This is a genomic window from Anaerolineales bacterium (assembly GCA_015075625.1).
Classification (GTDB): Bacteria; Chloroflexota; Anaerolineae; order Aggregatilineales; family UBA2796; genus UBA2796.
The window spans coordinates 129,887-146,464 of the sequence record JABTTZ010000001.1 but is presented as its reverse complement, the minus strand read 5'-3'; the positions used below and the strand labels follow the sequence as shown (position 1 = coordinate 146,464).

The following is a 16,578-nucleotide window of genomic DNA, read 5'->3' as shown; positions in this document are numbered from 1 at the left end:
GGGGGAACCCTGTGGGAGGCTTTATACGCCGTCGTCGTCTGTTCTTAGTATTCGCCTTTGTCGTACTGAGCGCTGTTGGGCTGGGCATTGCCCGAACAGTGCTGATCTGCTGCGCACCGCCTCCCACCTTCCAACTCACCTTCACCCCGACGGCGGATGTGACTCTCGTTCCAGAGACACCCCGTTTTGTTGTGGATACCATCCAATCGGTGTTCCGGTATACGGCATCGGGGCAGGGCATTTTGGGAATTGCCCAATTGCCCGGGATCTTCAAACTCTCTGGGTGGGACGTGCTGCTTGTGCCGGAAGGGGTGGGTTACCGCGTGAAGGTTGCCATTCAAATTGATGGGAACACAGCAACAGCCGTCAACGGGCTGCTGCTCTCGACGCTTCGGCAGGTTTTGGAGATTGACGCCAACCCTTACGCCGATTTTATTGGCGATGCGACGACTCTAGTTACCTTAGAGGCGCTCGAAAAAGACGGCGTTGAGGTCGTCATCTCTGGAACGCTGGAATTGGTGAAAAAAACGCGGCAGGTGGAACTCCCTGTCCGGCTGATGCTGAAGGATGGCGTCCTCTCAGCAAGGGGAACAGTCTCGCTGGACTTAGGTTTGTGGGATATTCATGTCCCAACGGCGATCATGAGCAGCACGATCCGCTTTGAGGCAGAAATCTACGCAACCAAGCCCCTTCAACCTTGAGTAGTGCGGGCGACCACACAGGGTCGCCCCGACAAAATCCCTCGCCCGCGCTAGACCTCCCCGCGCATCAACCGGTCGCGCAGGTGGGCAACCTCTGGGTGTTCTTTGACCGGTAAAAACCGGAAGATCACTGCCCAGACGGTCAGCAGCAAGATGTAGGTGTCATAGATCACCGAGTTGCGATACACATGGGTCATTGCCAAGCGGATTTTTAAGGGGACGAATTCCGTCTCATAGGCAGTGTCGGGGTCTTTGGCTAGAGCGAGCATGGCTTCCTCATCCCGCAGGTGAAGGGTGGCAAGGCTGGTGATCCCCGGACGGATGGCGAAAACATGCCATTGTTCCGCCGTGTAATGGGCGACAACAGACGGCACTTCTGGGCGTGAGCCAACCAAACTCATTTCCCCCCGAAGGACATTCCACAACTGCGGGAGTTCATCAAGTTTTGTGCGGCGGAGAAATTGACCAATCCGAGTGATCCGGCTGTCATTTTTAATCGTGATCGAGCCGCCGAGTTTATCTGCACCAGCGACCATCGTGCGAAATTTGTAACAACGAAAAAGGACGCCCGCCCGTCCCACACGCATTTGGGAATAGAACATGCCGCCCGGCGACCCGCGCATAATGACGACGCCAATGACGAGCATAAATGGCGCAAGCACAACCAACCCAATCCCAGAAAGGACACTATCAACGGTGCGTTTCAGTGGGTTGCGAACAATGGTGATGGGGGGTCTGTGTAGCTCAGTCACGGGGAATTATTCCTATAACTGCCCATGCCATGAGCGCCATACCGCTGACCAAGACCCCCAAGCCGATAGGCGTTGGCATACCGGTGCGGGCGAGAGTCTCAAAACCAGAACTGACGCCGATTAGCGCCGCGCTAATTCCCACCACCGCCAGACCCGATTCAATAACCCGCCACGCCCAACGCGCCTGCCGAAAGACGAACACAACGCCGATCCCGATCAGGGCGCTGAGGACAAGTCCGGCAAACTGCTGATAATTGGGGTCAGCAAACTGCCCCCGAAAGAACTCCAACGGCGGGGTGAGCGTTAGGGCAAGGATAAGGGCGATAATCCAGAATAACCAATGCCGCAGCGCCCGCCCGCGAAGGGCAAACAAGAGGGCGAGGATAACCAACACCCCCCGCAGCGCCAGCGATGCCGGCATGGGAGGGGACATTTGCCGCTGTGCAGGCGCTAACCCTACCCATTCGGCAAGGTCAAGGGCATTCGCGCTGAGTGCGGCGGATCGGTTTGCCAGCCATGGCAGCCAATAGCCCACAGCCGCAACAAAGACAAGAGTCGCCCCAAACCATTCAACAAGGTTTGGGCGTGGCAAGGAGGAGGATGAGGTCATGCTGATCATAGGTGCGGATCATACCATGACCGTTAGTGCTTTGCGCAAAATGCCCTTGCCCTCCCCTCTATTCCGCGCTACAGTCGCCCGCCACAACCCTCAGGAGGAGACAAAACGTACCCGTGACCGCCAAGACGCCCGACCAAACCGAGACGCCGCTTGACAGCACATCAGGTGGGAGCGCACCAAATAGCAGCGACGCCGCGCCCAAAAAGCCCATTGGCAAAAATACGCTCTCCGTTCATGGGGGCGATGACCGTACCCGCGCCCACCAAGCCATTCCCATGCCAATTGTTCAGACGGCAACCTACGCCTTTGCCGACAGCGCCGATCTGATCGATTTTATGCAACACAAGAGTTGGGGTGATGGGATACATGGGCGGGAAGAATATGGACGCTATGGCAACCCCACCGTCCGTGCCGTAGAGACAAAAGTTGCCGCTCTAGAGGGGGCGGGCGATGCCGTGCTTTTTTCCTCTGGGATGGCGGCGATCACCTCGCTCTTGCTGGCAAGCCTGCCAACGGGGGCGCATCTCGTCATGACCAGCGATTGTTACCGCCGAACACGCCAATTTTGCACGGTCTTTCTGAAGCGTCTCGGCATTGAGACGACCATTGTCGAAACGGGCGATTACGAGGCATTGGAGGGCGCTATTCAGCCCAAACGAACGCGCTTTATCATCTCCGAAAGCCCAACAAACCCCTACCTGCGCTGCGTTGATCTGGCGCGGATTGCTGAGATTGCCAAACGCCACCGCCTGCAAACGATTATCGACAGCACCTTTGGGACGCCCATCAACCAGCTCCCGCTGACCTATGGCATTGATTACATCGTCCACAGCGCCACAAAGTACCTCGGCGGGCATCATGACATCATGGCGGGCGTTGTCGCCGGACGGAAAGATCGGATTGCCGCCCTGCGTGATGCACGCGGCGTCCTCGGCGGGATCGTTGATCCGCAGAGCGCCTACCTTTTGGAGCGTGGTTTGAAAACACTTGGCTTGCGCGTTGCCCAACAGAACGCAACCGGGCAGCGCGTTGCCGAGTTTTTGGAAACGCACCCCGCCATAGAGCGTGTGTGGTATCCGGGGCTGCCCTCGCACCCCGATCACGCCATTGCCCAAAAGCAGATGAACGGCTACGGTGGCGTCGTCAGCTTTACCGTGCGGGGGACGTTGGAAGACACCAGCCGTTTCATTGACGCCATGGAAATTCCCTATATTGCGCCGAGTTTGGGTGGCGTGGACAGCCTGATCGAACAGCCCGCGCTGATGTCCTTCTTTGAGAAAACGCCGGAAGAACGTCTGGAATTAGGGATCACCGGAAATCTTGTCCGCTTTGCTATTGGGGTTGAGGATGCTGCTGACCTTATCGCTGACCTGAGCCAAGCCTTAGCGGTGATACCTTCATGAGTCTCTATGATGATCTGCCGCGCCGGGTGGAAGTTCGCGCTCCGGCGACCATTGCCAATTTGGGCATTGGCTTCGATGTCTTGGGCATGGCGTTTGAACAGCCCTTTGACACCATCTATGCCGAGCGAACGGAAACTCCCGGCGTCCTGATTAACGACATTCGCGGTGATGGCGGGCGTCTCCCCCGCGAATCAGCAAAGAACACAGCGGGTATTGCAGCACAGGCAATGTTGAATGCCTTGAATATTGCCGATCAGGGCGTCTGCCTGACGATAGAAAAGGGGCTGCCCCTTGCCAGCGGCTTGGGCAGCAGCGCGGCGAGTGCGGCGGGCGGGGCGGTGGCGGTCAATGCCCTCTTTGGCGGGCGGGGAGATGTGGGGATGGTCATTGCGGCGGCGGTGGAGGGGGAAGCCGTTGTCAGCGGACGCCATGTCGATAATGTTGCCCCAGCGGTCATCGGCGGACTCGTCCTCGTCACCGGATTGGAGGCGAGCCAGTTGTTCGCCCTGCCTGTGCCGCCTACACTATGGGCAACAATCTGTACCCCCGATGTTGCCGTCCCCACAAAAGAGGCGCGTGCTGTCCTCCCCCGTGAGGTGTCCCTTGCTACGATGGTGCATCAAACGGGCGGGCTAGGGCTGTTCATCCATGCCCTCTATCGCAGTGATGTGGCGCTTATGGGACGGGCGATGATGTACGATCAGGTCGTTGAACCCGCCCGTGAACACCTGATCCCTGGGTTAGGGGCAGTGCGAGTAGCGGCAGCGGAACGCGGCGCATTAGCAACGGTGATCAGCGGGTCGGGCCCAACGATCTGTTCCTTCACCGAATCGAAGTCCGCCGCCGAGCGCGTCATGGAGGGGATGTTTCAGGTCTATTATGGGATGGGCATAGGCTTCAGCGCCCAAGTGACCCGTCCGGCGGCAGCGGGAACGACATGGCGGGTGATCGCCTAAACACCTACAGCATTTTTCAGTGAGATTGACCCCTCAGTGGTTGACAGCCCGCTTAGCACGATATGCTTACCGATAGGCAGGCGGTGGTGATCAAGGGAAAACGAACGACGCCCGTCCTTCTTGTAAGAAGGCTGGTTGCAGTTCAACCAGTGAGGGTACTGCAATAAACATCGCTCATGCTCAGCGTATGCCAGAAGTAAAGCCGCTCCCTCGGCAAGAGGTCGTAGTGCCGCTCATAAGGAAAGGCGGCGCATATGCCGAGGTAGTCCTTCTGACGGACAAACCATGCCGTCGCCCGAATCTGCTCTGGCAGGAACTGCCGCGCCTCCCAATGAAGGTCAAGCCGTCCAGCAAGGTGGTAATGCATCTTATCCACCCCATACGGATCGGGGGCGCTCAGTACCTCCGCTTCGCTCTGGGCATTAAACGTCCCCCCTGTGAGCGCGGCGGGCAAGCGCCAAAATAACCCGCCATAGCCCACGCCCGCCCGCCCTTGTGTCCAGGGCGAGCCGAACCGTAAGGGATGCGCGGTGCTGTTTGTGAATCTTGAGAAAATGGTGATCACGAGTATTGGTTGGTCTAAGAGGGGAATAGAAACCTCCCACCGCCGCGCCTCCGTCAGCAGCACGTCTCCGGTAGCGTTCCGCCACGCCCACGTTTCATGAAAGGCAGCGCCGCTGCCCTCCCCTTGAAGACGCACGGTTTGGTTGAGCAGATCCACTCGCCCGTGATTCGCCAGCAGCACATAACCGTGATCCTGAAGATAGGTATGCCCACCCCAGAAATTCACCCCGGACACATCGACAAAGGTCATCGATAAGCCCCGATGCCAGGGGTGATCGGGCGGGGCGTCCTCGGTGAGCAGAACGCCGCGTGGCGAATACAGGGGGTGGATGTAGGGGCGCGGCGCATGGACGGCAGGCATGGGGGGGGCGGTCTGATAGGTCAGCATCAACCCATCAGGACCGAATCTATCGGCACGTTCGCTGTAGAGGTGCAGACTACTGCCCTCTGAGACAACCCTCACCGCACGCCCCATTCCCACATGCCAAAGGCAACCTTTTTCTCAAGTGGATGTCCGGCGTGGGTGAGGATGATCCCAATTTCGGCGCGATGGTACGATTCGTGGGCGATCAAATAGCCGAGGAACGCCGTCGCATGGGGTTTAAACCCTCTAATCTTTCCAGACTCCAACCCCCGTTCAAGCAACACGCTGATCGCTCCCGCCGATGCGTCTAATGCCGTTCGCAGTTCAGTGGCATCGGGGTTGAGGGCAAGATCAAATTTCCCTGCGCCAGAAGCATCCAACCCCTCCAATAGATCGGGGGCAGCCTCTTTCAGCCACATGAGACGCACGTTGTGGATATGGGCAAACTGCGCGGCAACAGTGCGCAGTTTGAGCGCCTTTCCCGCCTTCAGTGCCTCAGGAGCAACCGCGCCCAGCACATAGAGGGTGATGCGGGCGTTGATCTGCCATGTCTCAAGAAGTGGATTCATGATCGGATTTTCCTCAGCAGGTAAGGCAACCTGATTATAGCCCTTCTTGAGACAAACGATTCCCAATCCGTCCCTCCTTGTTTTCATGATTCGTTCCTTTAGCGACGCTGCCCCATATGGTAAAATAAGCGCTTGGGCAACCCTAAAAAAACAAACCTAATTCTGAGGAGAGCCATCCATGGCAAAGAAAAAGAGTGAGCGCCGCCCGAATTTATCGGCGGATGTCTTGGAACGCGCCCGCGCCGAACTGAGCGGGCAAGATAAAGAGAAGAAAGCCGATAAAGGCGAGGTGATGGTGGCAGGCGGGGCAACCGTGCGCGTTGCCAGCCGTTCGGTCATGGGGTCTGCCAGCCGGCGCATCCCCACCCAAGAGGAATTGCGCCAAGATTACGCTTATGTCTTAAAAGACCTTCGTAATTTAGCGGTTTTGGCTGGTGCATTGTTCGTCTTGATCATCATTATTGCGGTGGTTCTGCCCCGTTAGCACCCCGCTTAGGAGGAACTGCATCCGATGAGCGATGTTCAATACCTCACCGAGGAAGGCGCGGCTGAACTGCGCCGTGAACTTGATGAGTTAAAAACGGTAAAGCGCCCCGAACTTGCCGCCAAATTAAAAGAGGCGATCTCGCAGGGCGACCTTTCTGAAAACGCCGATTACCAAGATGCCAAAGAGCAGCAGGCATTCCTCGAAGGGCGCATCAATCACCTTGAGGAACTTCTGCGGGCGGCAACGATCATCAGCAATGACAAAACAAGGGGCAAGACGATCCAAGTTGGCAGCGAAGTGACCGTTCAGGAAGGGAACGACCCCCCAGAAACCTACATTATCGTCGGTGCGGCGGAGGCAAACCCCCGCGAGGGGAGAATTTCTAACGAAAGCCCGTTGGGAAAATCTCTCTTAGGCAAGAAACAAGGGAACAAGGTGAAGGTGGAAACCCCCAGTGGGGTGGTCACCTTTGTCATTAAAGCCATTAAATAGGTCTAGCTCTTTATAAGCGAGAACGATCATGCACCTTCTCAGCGTGAATCTTGGTACGCCGCAGCCCATGAACCGAGGCGGTAAGGTTGAAATCATCACCGGAATCTACAAACACACCACGCCCAATCCCGTTCAGATCAACGCATTGGGCTTGGAGGGGGACAACGTGATGAACAAAAAACATCACGGCGGACCGGATCAGGCGGTGTATGTCTATGGTGACATCGATTATGCGTGGTGGGGGACACAGTTGGGGCATGATCTTGAGCCGGGGATGTTCGGGGATAACCTCACTATCAGTGGGTTGGAATCTGCCCCACTACACATTGGAGATCGCCTCCATGTAGGAGAGGTTATCTTGGAAATCACCTCGCCGCGCATCCCCTGTGTAACATTGGCAACGCGGATGGGCGATCCCACCTTTGTGAAGCGCTTTCGGGCGGCGGAACGTCCGGGCTTGTACTGCCGCGTGATTCAGACCGGGTGCGTCCAAGCCGGTGATGCGGTGCGCCTTGAACCCTATACGGGTGATGTGTTGATCACAGCGGGTGAGATGTTCCGTCTGTACTACGAGAATCCGATCAGCGAAGGCGAACTGCGCCGGCTGCTTGCCGCGCCGATTGCCATTCGCGCCCGGACAGAAAATGAGGAAAAACTTGCCGAAATCCTCGCTGGCTAAGGGCAACCAAAACAAACCCCCGATGGGAATGTAAGGGGATGTAGGAATATCCCTTTCCACCCGCACAAAGGGTGACGGCTTTCAGCCCGGCGCTAAAGCGCCAGGGACACTTAGGGAATGGGCGGGGGGTAAATGGCGATATTCAGCAGCGCGGCTAAGCCCACCAGCAAGGGCGCAATGACCAGCGCAGGAAGGAAATTTGCCACCCGCGATTGTTTCATATTCATCAAGATGAAGGCGAGGGCAATCAACACCAAACCACCCGTTGCCGAGAGTTCAACAAGGTAGGGATTCGTGCGCGATAAGCCGATAGTTGCCGCTGTTCCTGCCGCTGCTGCCCGCGCAATGAACATCCCCACCACAGAAAAGCCACCTTGCAACAGAAGGGTGGGAATAATCGAGAACATGACGCCTATCCCTAAGGTGGACGCCAACGCCGCCGATGCAAAGAGATCGAGCGTCGATTTGATCGCCAACAGGCGGACTTCGTTCACATCAATACCGTTTTGGATCGACCCCAACACCGCCATCGGTCCGATGCAGAACAGTAAGCTGGCGGTGACAAAGCCGGTGATGAAGCGTATCCGCCCCTGATCGGCTTTGGTTATGTCAGCAGCGCTCTCCGAAACGCCCATCGCGGCGACGCGACTCTGCAACCAGCCGCCGAAGCGCTTTAACGCCCCATCGAGATCGAGTGCCTCGCCCACGATTGCCCCCACAGCGATTGCCAGCACCGGAAGGATAATGTTGCCGCTGCCCATCGCATTTTGGACGCCAATGGTCAAGGTGACGCAGCCCAAGCCCATCATCACTGATTCTTGCATTTTCTCCGTCAGCCGGTTGCCTATCAAAAGCCCGACGAGGCTGCCTAAAATGATCGTGATCAGATTGAGGAATGTGCCAGTCACAGGGATGTGTCCTTCATGGGTTAGGTGAGACAACGAAAACCCGGCATAACGCCGGGTGAATGGGGGAGTGATCCTGTATTATTGGGATCACCCCACGCTTTTCCTATTGAGGTGATCCTGTTTAGAAGATCACCCCATCGATTTGAGGCTAGTTCCCGCGAGCAGCAAGCTGTGCGGCTTGGTCAACCTTCCGGCTGTTCCAGTGCGGACCGCCAAAGAGACCGTCGGTCTCGAAGAAGCCCGTGTACCATGGCTTGACCATGAAGATATTGATGTTCAAGAACAACGGCGCGATGGGGAACACCCCGTCTGCGCCAAAGAAGGCTTCTTCCAATTCACGGTACATCTGCTCACGCTTCAACGGATCGGTTTCCGTTGCGGCGGCGTCGATCTTGCCATCAAGCGCCTCGTCACAGGGGCGGTTGAAGGGGTTATCGGCATTGCAGCTTAGCACGTCATGAATCCAGTTGTGGGCATCCGGGTAGTCCGGTCCCCAACCGAGGGTGAACATGTGCGGGCGCTGCGCAACGGGGGTTGCCCGTTTGATGGTGCTGAGCAGGACGCCGAATTCAACTTCCTCAATGATGATCTTGGAAGGATCACAGCCGAGGTTCGTTTGGACAGCGTTCTGGAGGAACTGCGCCCAATCGCTGGCGCCCTGATATACGGCGATATTGACTTCGGGGAAGCCTTCGCAGTTCGGGAAGCCGCCTGCCTCCATCTCGCTCTTGGCAAAAGCAGCATCAAAGCCGGGGGTATCGGGCTGCCCAATACCAACCTCGTTGATCGGCACTGCGCCGCGAATACCGGGGGGCATGAAGTGCGCCATTGGCACACCCTGATCTTGCTGGGTTTCGCTCACAAACGCCTTGCGATCCAGCGCGGCGCTGAAGGCGCGGCGAACATGGACGTTATCGAACGGCGCTTTATCGAACATGAACCCAAAGTAGAACACGGCAAGGTCGCTCGTCTGGCGCAGTTCTTTGCTCAGTTCGGCATCGCCACGCACGCGCTGAAGTTCAGCCGCAGGAACGCCAGAGGACTCGATTTCGCTGTTCTGGTAGAGACTCCAGATCGACCCACCATCACCGACGACAATCGTGCTGACACGCTCGATGTTGCCACCGTAGTTGTCATTGACGGCTTCGGGATAGAGGGTGTTCTTGAGGAATACACGGTTGACCGGCTTGTCCCATTCGGCAAGGACGAACGGACCATTCGTGATAATGTTGCCCGGCTCTGTCCAGCGATCACCGAATTCTTCAATGGCTTCCTTCGGGGTGGCACGCAGTACCCACATACCACTGGCGCTGAGGAAGAAACCCAAGGGTCCCTTCGTCTTGACTTCCAACTGGGTATCGCTAAGCGACTTCACGCCAACCTGATCAAGGTCTTCGGGCTTGAAGGCAGCAGGGTCAATGGCACGTGCCGTATCACAGCCCTCGATCATTGCCGCCACAACGGAGGCGTAGTAGGAGGTTGTGTTGGGGTTGCAGGCACGCTTGATCCCGTACTCGAAGTCTTGCGCCGTCACCTTGCGGATTTCGGTGGTTTCCTTCGTGGCGGGGTTGTAACGGACCCATGGGATGTCATCGCGGAGGGTGAACGTCCAGGTGTCGCCTGCCTCGTTCACTTCCCACTTCGACGCCGCTTCGGGGCGGACAGCCGTCGTCTTAGGGTCGAGATCGGTCAGACCGAGGAACAGATTTTCCACTGGCGGGATGGAAACGGAATCTTCGGCGTATTGGGGGTCAAGGCTGTTAATTTGAGCGGTGGTCGCGCCGTAGATGGTGACAGGCTCGGTTGCCTGTGCCATCGGGCTGGCGATCACAACAACGTTTTCAGGGGCGGCAACGGCGGCTGAGAGCGTCCCAACGGGAGCGAGAGCAATCGCCACCAACGCGAGAACGGGCAGCAGCCCCTTCAAATGAAACTTACGCATAGTACCATCCTCCAAAAGATTTAGTTAGAGACGGTTAGAATCACGGAGTGGCGTTTTGTGCGCCACATACCTTGATAATCTTACCCGCAAGGGCGGTCAAGAGGCAACCACCCATTTAAAATGAGAAGATACTCATCTATTGCAGCACCCTTGTTGGTTGGATTGCCGCTAAGTGCGACGACGGTGAAAAGGGGAAGAGCGCTTATGATCCCGCCGCTAAAAGGCTTGTCCGGGAACTAGGGGCTGTTGAGATTAGGGGCGCAATGCTTGCGCCCATCGCCGTCCGTGAGCGCCCGCCACTAAAGCAGCGGGCTGAAAGCAGCCGCCCCTTCGGGGCTTGAATACACCTCACCCCCTTTTGATAAATACGGAGTAAACATGTTCAATTGCCTAAATCCTAGGGGAGTATCCTCAGCCGTATTTACGGCGTTTTGATATAGCGCCCGCGCCGCCCCTGCCGGACAAAACCCACCCCCTCATAGACGCGGATCGCCTCTGGGTTGTCCTCCCCAACGTGGATGTCGAGGGCGGGGACATGCTTGACAGCGAAGCGTGCCATAACCAAGCCCAAAAGCCGCTGAGCAATGCCCCGCCTGCGAAAATCGGGGTGCGTTCCGATCTGCCCAATGTAGCCCGTGTCGGGGTGGGGGCTACCAGCAAAGGTGGTAACAAAAGCGGCATCGCGCCCTTCCATCATGGCAAGGTAAGACAATTCGGGGCGAAAATCGGGGTCGCTGTCATATTCCGCGATCCAGCCGCTGGCATCGGCATCGGTTGTCCCACGCGGACGTGTGCTAAAGGCGGCAACATAGGTTTCAAAAAAGCGGGAGGCGTTGCGCATTGTCCATGTTTCGACAAGCAGCGGTTCAAAGCGTGGGATCGGCGCGATGAGGTCTCGGCGCAGCCAAAACTCGCTGAAATCTTTGCGATAGCCGCAGGCGGCGAACAGCCTTTCGGCATCAGGGTGAAGCGCCTCCGAACGCACATGGAGCATCGGGCGTTGGGCGGCATCTTCAAGGGCGGCGATCAATGCCCGCCCTAAGCCCCGTTTGCGCCAGGTGGGATGCACCGCCCCAAAGAGTGTCGCCGTTGTCTCCCCAACGCGGGCATAGCCAGCGGCGCATATCGTCCCGCCCTCTGTGGTAAGGCAGACCGTCCGCACGCTTAGCTGATCAATCAGTTCCGAAAAAGGGGGGGGCGGGACGGCAAGTATGCCGTCGTGTGCGGCGCAGTCGGCATAAAAGACCGTTAATACGTCGTTATCGATCTGTTCCCATGGGCGAACTATGTGGAGCATGAGGAGCGTTCCTTACTCTTTGGCGTACCCTCGCTGATTGGACGGCAATCAGCGTGTCGGAAACAGATCGCTGACGGTGACCCCAAAGGCGGGCAGCACCTCGCCACCCTCTAAGGTATCGGTTGCCGTCAAAACGCGCACATTGATACTTCCGTCTGTTTCTGGGCGATAAACGCGCACTAGGCGGTCTTCAGGCTCAATCACCCAGGCAAGGCGCGTGCCGTGCCGAAAAAAGGTCTCAATCTTTTTGCTGATTTCGGCATGGCTGTTCGTTGGCGACATAACCTCCACCACCAAATCGGGAGCAATCGTATACCGTTTGGGGAGGGTCGGCGCCCGCTCTTTGGAGACAAAAGAGAGAGCAGGCTTGAGGATAATTCCTTCTGCCAATTCGTAATCTAAGTTATCGCCATAGGCATCCCCAAGAGGGTGTTGAGTCAGATAGAGATAGAGTAATCCTGAAAGGATAAAGACAATTTTTTGGTGGAGGGGACTTGGCGATGGCATATGGTAGGGTATCCCCTCCAAAAGTTCTAAGGAGTGGTGGGCATGTTCCGGCAAATTCTCATAGGCGCGGAATGCCTCGTTTGTCATGTGGGTAATCTGAACAGCCATCACCCTACCCTTTTTCCGATCCTTATTTTTTAGCTCATTTCTTATTTTACCACTTACGTCAACTGCCGCCGTGCCAAATCTGCGAACAAGCCCGCCTGCCCAACCAGTTCCTTGTACGACCCCTGCTGAACAACCTCACCACGCTCCATGACAATGATGCGGTGGGCGTTGATGATCGTGCTGAGGCGATGGGCAATGACAATCCGCGTGGCGTCCAGCGTATCCAAACTGCGGGTGACCACCTCTTGGGTGCGGTTATCAAGGGCGCTGGTTGCCTCGTCAAAAAACATGACGCGGGGCTTCGTCACAATGGCGCGGGCGATGAGCAGCCGCTGCTTTTGTCCGCCGCTAAAGGTGCTGCCGCCTTCGCCAATGACGGTGTGCATCCCCATCGGCATTGCCTTAATGTCTTCTTCCAAGCCCGCCATGCGTGCGGCGACCCATGCTTCGTCAATGCTCAAGCCCGCCTGCCCAACGATATTTTCGTAGATCGTCCCTGCCATCAGTTGGCTGCTTTGCAAGACAACGCCCAACTGTCGCCGCACGGCACGGACATCCAAGCCAGCAAGGTCTTGCCCGTTATAGAAGATCGCGCCCGATTCGGGCATCTCAAAGCCGAGTAAAAGACGGAGCATGGTGGATTTTCCTGACCCAGATGCTCCCACAAGGGCGACAAATTCGCCCCCCTGAATATGAAAGGAGACATCGCGCAGAATGAGCGGACCATCGTCCTTGTATTTGAAGGACACATGGCTGACCTCAATATCGCCCGTGATCTCGCTTGGGTCACTTTTCGTTGAATCGACCTCCGGGAGCATCTCAAGGATGGGCTTAACGCGCTCGTATTGGGGCAAGACAGCGTACAACCCAACGAAGACCATCCCCAATTCAAGGGCGCTGCCCAAAAAGAGGGTGAACGCCGTGTAGAAAGCGATGAACCCGCCTGTGGAGACCTCTCGTCCGGTGGCGCGGGTGGCGGCGAAAATGAGCATCGTCGCCAAGATGGGAAAAACACTTGACCACGTAATAAGGTAGTTCCGTACGATGCGGGCGCGGAAGGAACGGGTTTTTTGTTCGCTGAACTCCTTTGCCCAAAGGCTGAACGCCCGATTTTCCGCTCCGGCGGTACGAAATTTCGCCACGCCAGAGACGATCTGCAAAATGAGACCGGAGATTTTCCCCTGCTGCGCGGTGATCTGCCGCTGGATGCGCACCTGTGCCAAGCCAAAGCCCATCGTCACCCCGACGGCGACGATCACCAACAGCATAGCGACGCCCGCCACCCGCGCATCAAACGCCAGCAGCACGAACAAATTAAAAATAGAAAAAATCCCGCTGAGCAGGGCATTGATGGTCGGTCCGGTGATTGCCTCACGGATGACTTCCAAGCCCAACGCCCGCGCCGCCAAATCGCCTGAGGCATAGCGGCGGAAAAATGGCGTCGGCAAGTTGATCAGGCGATCCCAGAGCGCCCCCTGCACGGTGCTGCTGACACGCCCTTCCACGCGCAAAATGGCGATGCTGCGCGTCATGGTGAAGGCGGCAGAGGCAAGAAAGACCATGATCAGGACAATGCCAAGCTGAAGCAGCTGCGCCCGATCCGAACCCGGAATCACGCTCTCGAAGATAATGCCCGTCACTAGGGGCGTCGCCGTCGTCAGGACGCCCACGAACAGCCCCATGAGGACGACGGTGAGTAAATCGCGCCAGATGCCTTTTGCCGCAAAACGCAGCACCTGCCAGCCGGTAAGGGGGGTTTCTGGGAAAGGGCGGTAGAAGGCATGGGCAAAGTAACTCAGGTTATCGGCAACCTCAGCGGTGACGGGTACTTCTTTGCGGGTGGCGGGGTCGCGGACGACATACGTCCCAGGCGTTTCGGCAATGAGGGCGACGGGGCGTTTGCCTTCTTCCCAATAGCCAAGCAGTGGACCAGAATCGGTTTTCCACCATTCCTCTTTGAGTGCTACCGAGCGGGTGCGGAAGCGCGATGCCTTCGCAATATCTTGCAACGGGTTGCGGAGCTTTTTCCCGCGCAGCATATCGGGATGGGGGCGGACGGCGATCCCTATATCCGTGCCGACAATCTGGCAAGCGGCTAAGAGAGGGTCTTCCGTGTTCATATCGGCGGGAAAGTCCCGCGATCCCTCGGCGGCAAGCGGCGCGGCAAGCTGTTGAAGGGCGTTGCTCACGCGGATGGTATCTGAGGCAGAGCGGTTTTTCAGCCGTTCGCGTTCGGCAGCGTCGGCACGGGTGGCGCCGGTGACGATCTCGCGCATAACAAACCGATCAAAGGAATCGATCACTTCCCACCCGTTTTCATGGGTCAGCAGAGCGGCGGTATCAATCGCCTCGACCTTGCTGCTGCGTGCCGCTTGCAGCCACATTGCCCCCGCCGCTGGAAAGGGTAGGGCGGCATCAAGGGCGGGGACATCCGTCCGCCCTAAATAGCGCAGTTCACCCTCTACCGCCCGCACCCAAACGACGCCCCGTGTGGCGCGGGCAATGGCATCCAATTTGAGCGAGGTTGTCTTGCCCGCCTCTAGTTGGGTGTATTCTTTCGGGGGAACGCCCCGCACCAGCCCACTGTAGAGGTTTATCAGCCAGCCATTGAGCAGCGCGGCAATTGCGGCGCGGTTTTCATCCTGTGCGGCAAGCTCTTGAAAGCGGCTGCGGGTGACGCGCAACGCCTCTGTTTCGCCCCCCCCAGTGACCAGAAAGCCATAGCCGGTATCCTCTGCCGAAACGCCCATAACCAGAAGCGGCGCATCGGCGCGAAAACGGTGTTGGCGCTGCCCGACGATGTTCCCCTCTTGGATGGGGGCAGAAAAGACATCGACCCGCCCGCGAAAGACAAGATAGACCGACGCCGGGTCGTTGAGGATAATCGGCTTGTTGCTGGCAACGGGGACTTGCTCATAATCCGCCTTGAAGCGTTCGAGCAACAGCATCTCGACAAAATCGTTGTCGTTTGGCGGGTTTGCCGCCTCCAAGCGCGAGAGTACAGACATCGTGAATCACCCCTGTTGTACGCCCAAAGTGTGACCGAAAAGAGGGGATCGCGCAAATGATCAGTAACGGGCAGCGCTTAGGGATGCGGCACGCCGGGCTGGTGAAGGTAGATGGGGGTTACGCTCTCTGGCGGACCGAAATCCCCCGCCTGCCACCGCGCCCAGGCAAGCTCGGCAAGATAACCCGCCCGCCGGAGCATTGTCGCCGCCCCCACGTAAGGGATTCCAGCCGCGGTGAGCGCCGCCCGCCCCGCTGGATCGATCTCTCCGCCGATGAGCGCCCCACCAAGCGCGTTCGCCGCCGCGATGAGCGCCTCCCACCCGACGATGTGGGGCGATCCCTCGGCTGCCCACCGCCCACCCTCGCCCGTCTGTCCATGCTGCCAACGATACCACGCAAGGCAGACCCGCCCGCGTCCAGCTTGGGCTGTCGCCCCAAAGTAAGGAGGATCGGCAGGGGCGGGGCGGTGTTGTGCCGCCACAACCTCCAACGTGGGAATGGCGATGAGCGGTAGGCGGAGCGCCATTGCCAGCCCTTTTGCCGTGCTGATGCCAATGCGCAGCCCATTGAATGACCCCGGACCCTGACTGACGGCGAGCGCCGTTAGGGTGGTGGGGAGAATACCCGCCGCCGCCAGCATGTGCTGAATGGCGGGCATAAGTTCGGCAGAGTGCTGATTTGCCGTGCGCCAGGTGCGTTCGGCATGAAGATCATGCCCATCGTAGAGGGCGAGGCTGATCAACCGGGTGGCGGTGTCAATGGCAAGCAGCATAAGCCCTTAGCGATTCGTCTTTCCGGCAAGGTAGGCGCGGTAGAGAGCAAGATCATGCCCGGTGACTTGGGTCAGGTTGGAGGGAATGTCCTCTAGGGCAAACCAGTCAATCGCCGCGCATTTCTCTGGTTCGCGGATGGTGGGCGTCCCTTTGGCAATGTGACAGATGTAGGATGGGGATACCCAATGCTGCCCTTCTTCGGGAAGGATATGATCGGTTACGGTGAGCATCTCCTCAACGCCGATAATGATCCCAAATTCTTCATACATTTCGCGGATGAGGGCATCGGTGAGGCGCTCGCCAAATTCGACAGAGCCGCCGGGAAACTCCCACAAGCCGCGTTCATTGCGAGCTTTTTCGCCGCGTTTGGCAAGGAACAGTCGCCCCTGTTCATCAACGATGATCGCCCCGACGCCCACCCCAATGTAATCTTTGCCGCGCTGCACGC

At 57.8% G+C, this 16,578-nt stretch carries 17 protein-coding genes; 6 read left to right on the top strand and 11 right to left on the bottom strand.

Annotated features, from left to right (window positions below; translation table 11 throughout):
• Positions 1–11 precede the first annotated feature (11 nt).
• Positions 12–701 (top strand): YceI family protein, encoded by a 690-nt coding sequence (locus HS103_00690; GenBank protein ID MBE7511317.1) that lies wholly within the window; start codon positions 12–14, stop codon positions 699–701.
• Positions 702–751: 50 nt separating this feature from the next.
• Here HS103_00690 and HS103_00685 read toward each other — a convergent pair whose 3' ends face one another.
• Both HS103_00685 and HS103_00680 read right to left on the bottom strand, forming a co-directional pair.
• A complete protein-coding gene (locus HS103_00685) occupies positions 752–1,453 on the bottom strand; it encodes a sugar transferase (protein MBE7511316.1) in 702 nt (233 codons plus the stop codon).
• Positions 1,446–2,072, bottom strand: coding sequence for a hypothetical protein (locus tag HS103_00680; GenBank protein MBE7511315.1), 627 nt, complete (start codon positions 2,070–2,072; stop codon positions 1,446–1,448). The genes HS103_00685 and HS103_00680 overlap by 8 nt, the downstream gene beginning before the upstream one ends.
• A 209-nt stretch (positions 2,073–2,281) precedes the next feature.
• Between HS103_00680 and HS103_00675 the strand changes: the two genes are divergently transcribed.
• Both HS103_00675 and HS103_00670 read left to right on the top strand, forming a co-directional pair.
• A complete protein-coding gene (locus tag HS103_00675; protein MBE7511314.1) occupies positions 2,282–3,475 on the top strand; it encodes an aminotransferase class I/II-fold pyridoxal phosphate-dependent enzyme in 1,194 nt (397 codons plus the stop codon).
• Positions 3,472–4,431 carry a homoserine kinase gene (locus HS103_00670; GenBank protein MBE7511313.1) on the top strand — a complete coding sequence of 320 codons (960 nt, stop codon included), beginning with the start codon at positions 3,472–3,474 and terminating at the stop codon, positions 4,429–4,431. Before HS103_00675 ends, HS103_00670 begins: the two co-directional genes overlap by 4 nt.
• A 142-nt stretch (positions 4,432–4,573) precedes the next feature.
• Here HS103_00670 and HS103_00665 read toward each other — a convergent pair whose 3' ends face one another.
• Positions 4,574–5,476: a PmoA family protein gene (locus tag HS103_00665; GenBank protein MBE7511312.1), complete on the bottom strand. Its 903-nt coding sequence runs from the start codon at positions 5,474–5,476 to the stop codon at positions 4,574–4,576.
• The gene (locus HS103_00660) at positions 5,455–5,928 is read right to left on the bottom strand and encodes a hypothetical protein (protein MBE7511311.1); all 474 of its coding nucleotides are present in this window, start codon (positions 5,926–5,928) and stop codon (positions 5,455–5,457) included. The genes HS103_00665 and HS103_00660 overlap by 22 nt, the downstream gene beginning before the upstream one ends.
• A gap of 178 nt (positions 5,929–6,106) precedes the next feature.
• Here HS103_00660 and HS103_00655 point away from each other — a divergent pair, with 178 nt between their 5' ends.
• The 3 genes from HS103_00655 to HS103_00645 are packed head-to-tail and all read left to right on the top strand — an operon-like array spanning position 6,107 to position 7,586.
• Positions 6,107–6,412, top strand: a complete 306-nt coding sequence (locus tag HS103_00655) for a hypothetical protein (protein ID MBE7511310.1) — start codon at positions 6,107–6,109, stop codon at positions 6,410–6,412.
• 27 nt (positions 6,413–6,439) lie between these two features.
• Positions 6,440–6,907, top strand: a complete 468-nt coding sequence (gene greA, locus HS103_00650; GenBank protein ID MBE7511309.1) for a transcription elongation factor GreA — start codon at positions 6,440–6,442, stop codon at positions 6,905–6,907.
• A 28-nt stretch (positions 6,908–6,935) separates the two neighbouring features.
• Positions 6,936–7,586 carry an MOSC domain-containing protein gene (locus HS103_00645; protein ID MBE7511308.1) on the top strand — a complete coding sequence of 217 codons (651 nt, stop codon included), beginning with the start codon at positions 6,936–6,938 and terminating at the stop codon, positions 7,584–7,586.
• A gap of 110 nt (positions 7,587–7,696) precedes the next feature.
• Here the strand turns inward: HS103_00645 and HS103_00640 are convergent, their stop codons facing one another.
• The 7 genes from HS103_00640 to HS103_00610 form a co-directional block, all read right to left on the bottom strand.
• Positions 7,697–8,494 (bottom strand): DUF554 domain-containing protein, encoded by a 798-nt coding sequence (locus tag HS103_00640; protein ID MBE7511307.1) that lies wholly within the window; start codon positions 8,492–8,494, stop codon positions 7,697–7,699.
• A gap of 148 nt (positions 8,495–8,642) precedes the next feature.
• Positions 8,643–10,436, bottom strand: a complete 1,794-nt coding sequence (locus tag HS103_00635; protein MBE7511306.1) for a peptide ABC transporter substrate-binding protein — start codon at positions 10,434–10,436, stop codon at positions 8,643–8,645.
• Between the two features lie 421 nt (positions 10,437–10,857).
• Positions 10,858–11,733, bottom strand: a complete 876-nt coding sequence (locus tag HS103_00630) for a GNAT family N-acetyltransferase (protein MBE7511305.1) — start codon at positions 11,731–11,733, stop codon at positions 10,858–10,860.
• Between the two features lie 48 nt (positions 11,734–11,781).
• Positions 11,782–12,348, bottom strand: coding sequence for a Uma2 family endonuclease (locus tag HS103_00625; GenBank protein ID MBE7511304.1), 567 nt, complete (start codon positions 12,346–12,348; stop codon positions 11,782–11,784).
• Positions 12,349–12,401: 53 nt separating this feature from the next.
• Positions 12,402–15,356: an NHLP bacteriocin export ABC transporter permease/ATPase subunit gene (locus HS103_00620; GenBank protein MBE7511303.1), complete on the bottom strand. Its 2,955-nt coding sequence runs from the start codon at positions 15,354–15,356 to the stop codon at positions 12,402–12,404.
• A 77-nt stretch (positions 15,357–15,433) separates the two neighbouring features.
• Entirely contained in the window at positions 15,434–16,129 is a 696-nt protein-coding gene (gene tsaB / locus HS103_00615; GenBank protein MBE7511302.1) for a tRNA (adenosine(37)-N6)-threonylcarbamoyltransferase complex dimerization subunit type 1 TsaB, read from the bottom strand.
• A 6-nt stretch (positions 16,130–16,135) separates the two neighbouring features.
• On the bottom strand, positions 16,136–16,576 hold the full coding sequence (locus tag HS103_00610; protein ID MBE7511301.1) for an NUDIX domain-containing protein: 441 nt from the start codon (positions 16,574–16,576) through the stop codon (positions 16,136–16,138).
• Positions 16,577–16,578 lie beyond the last annotated feature (2 nt).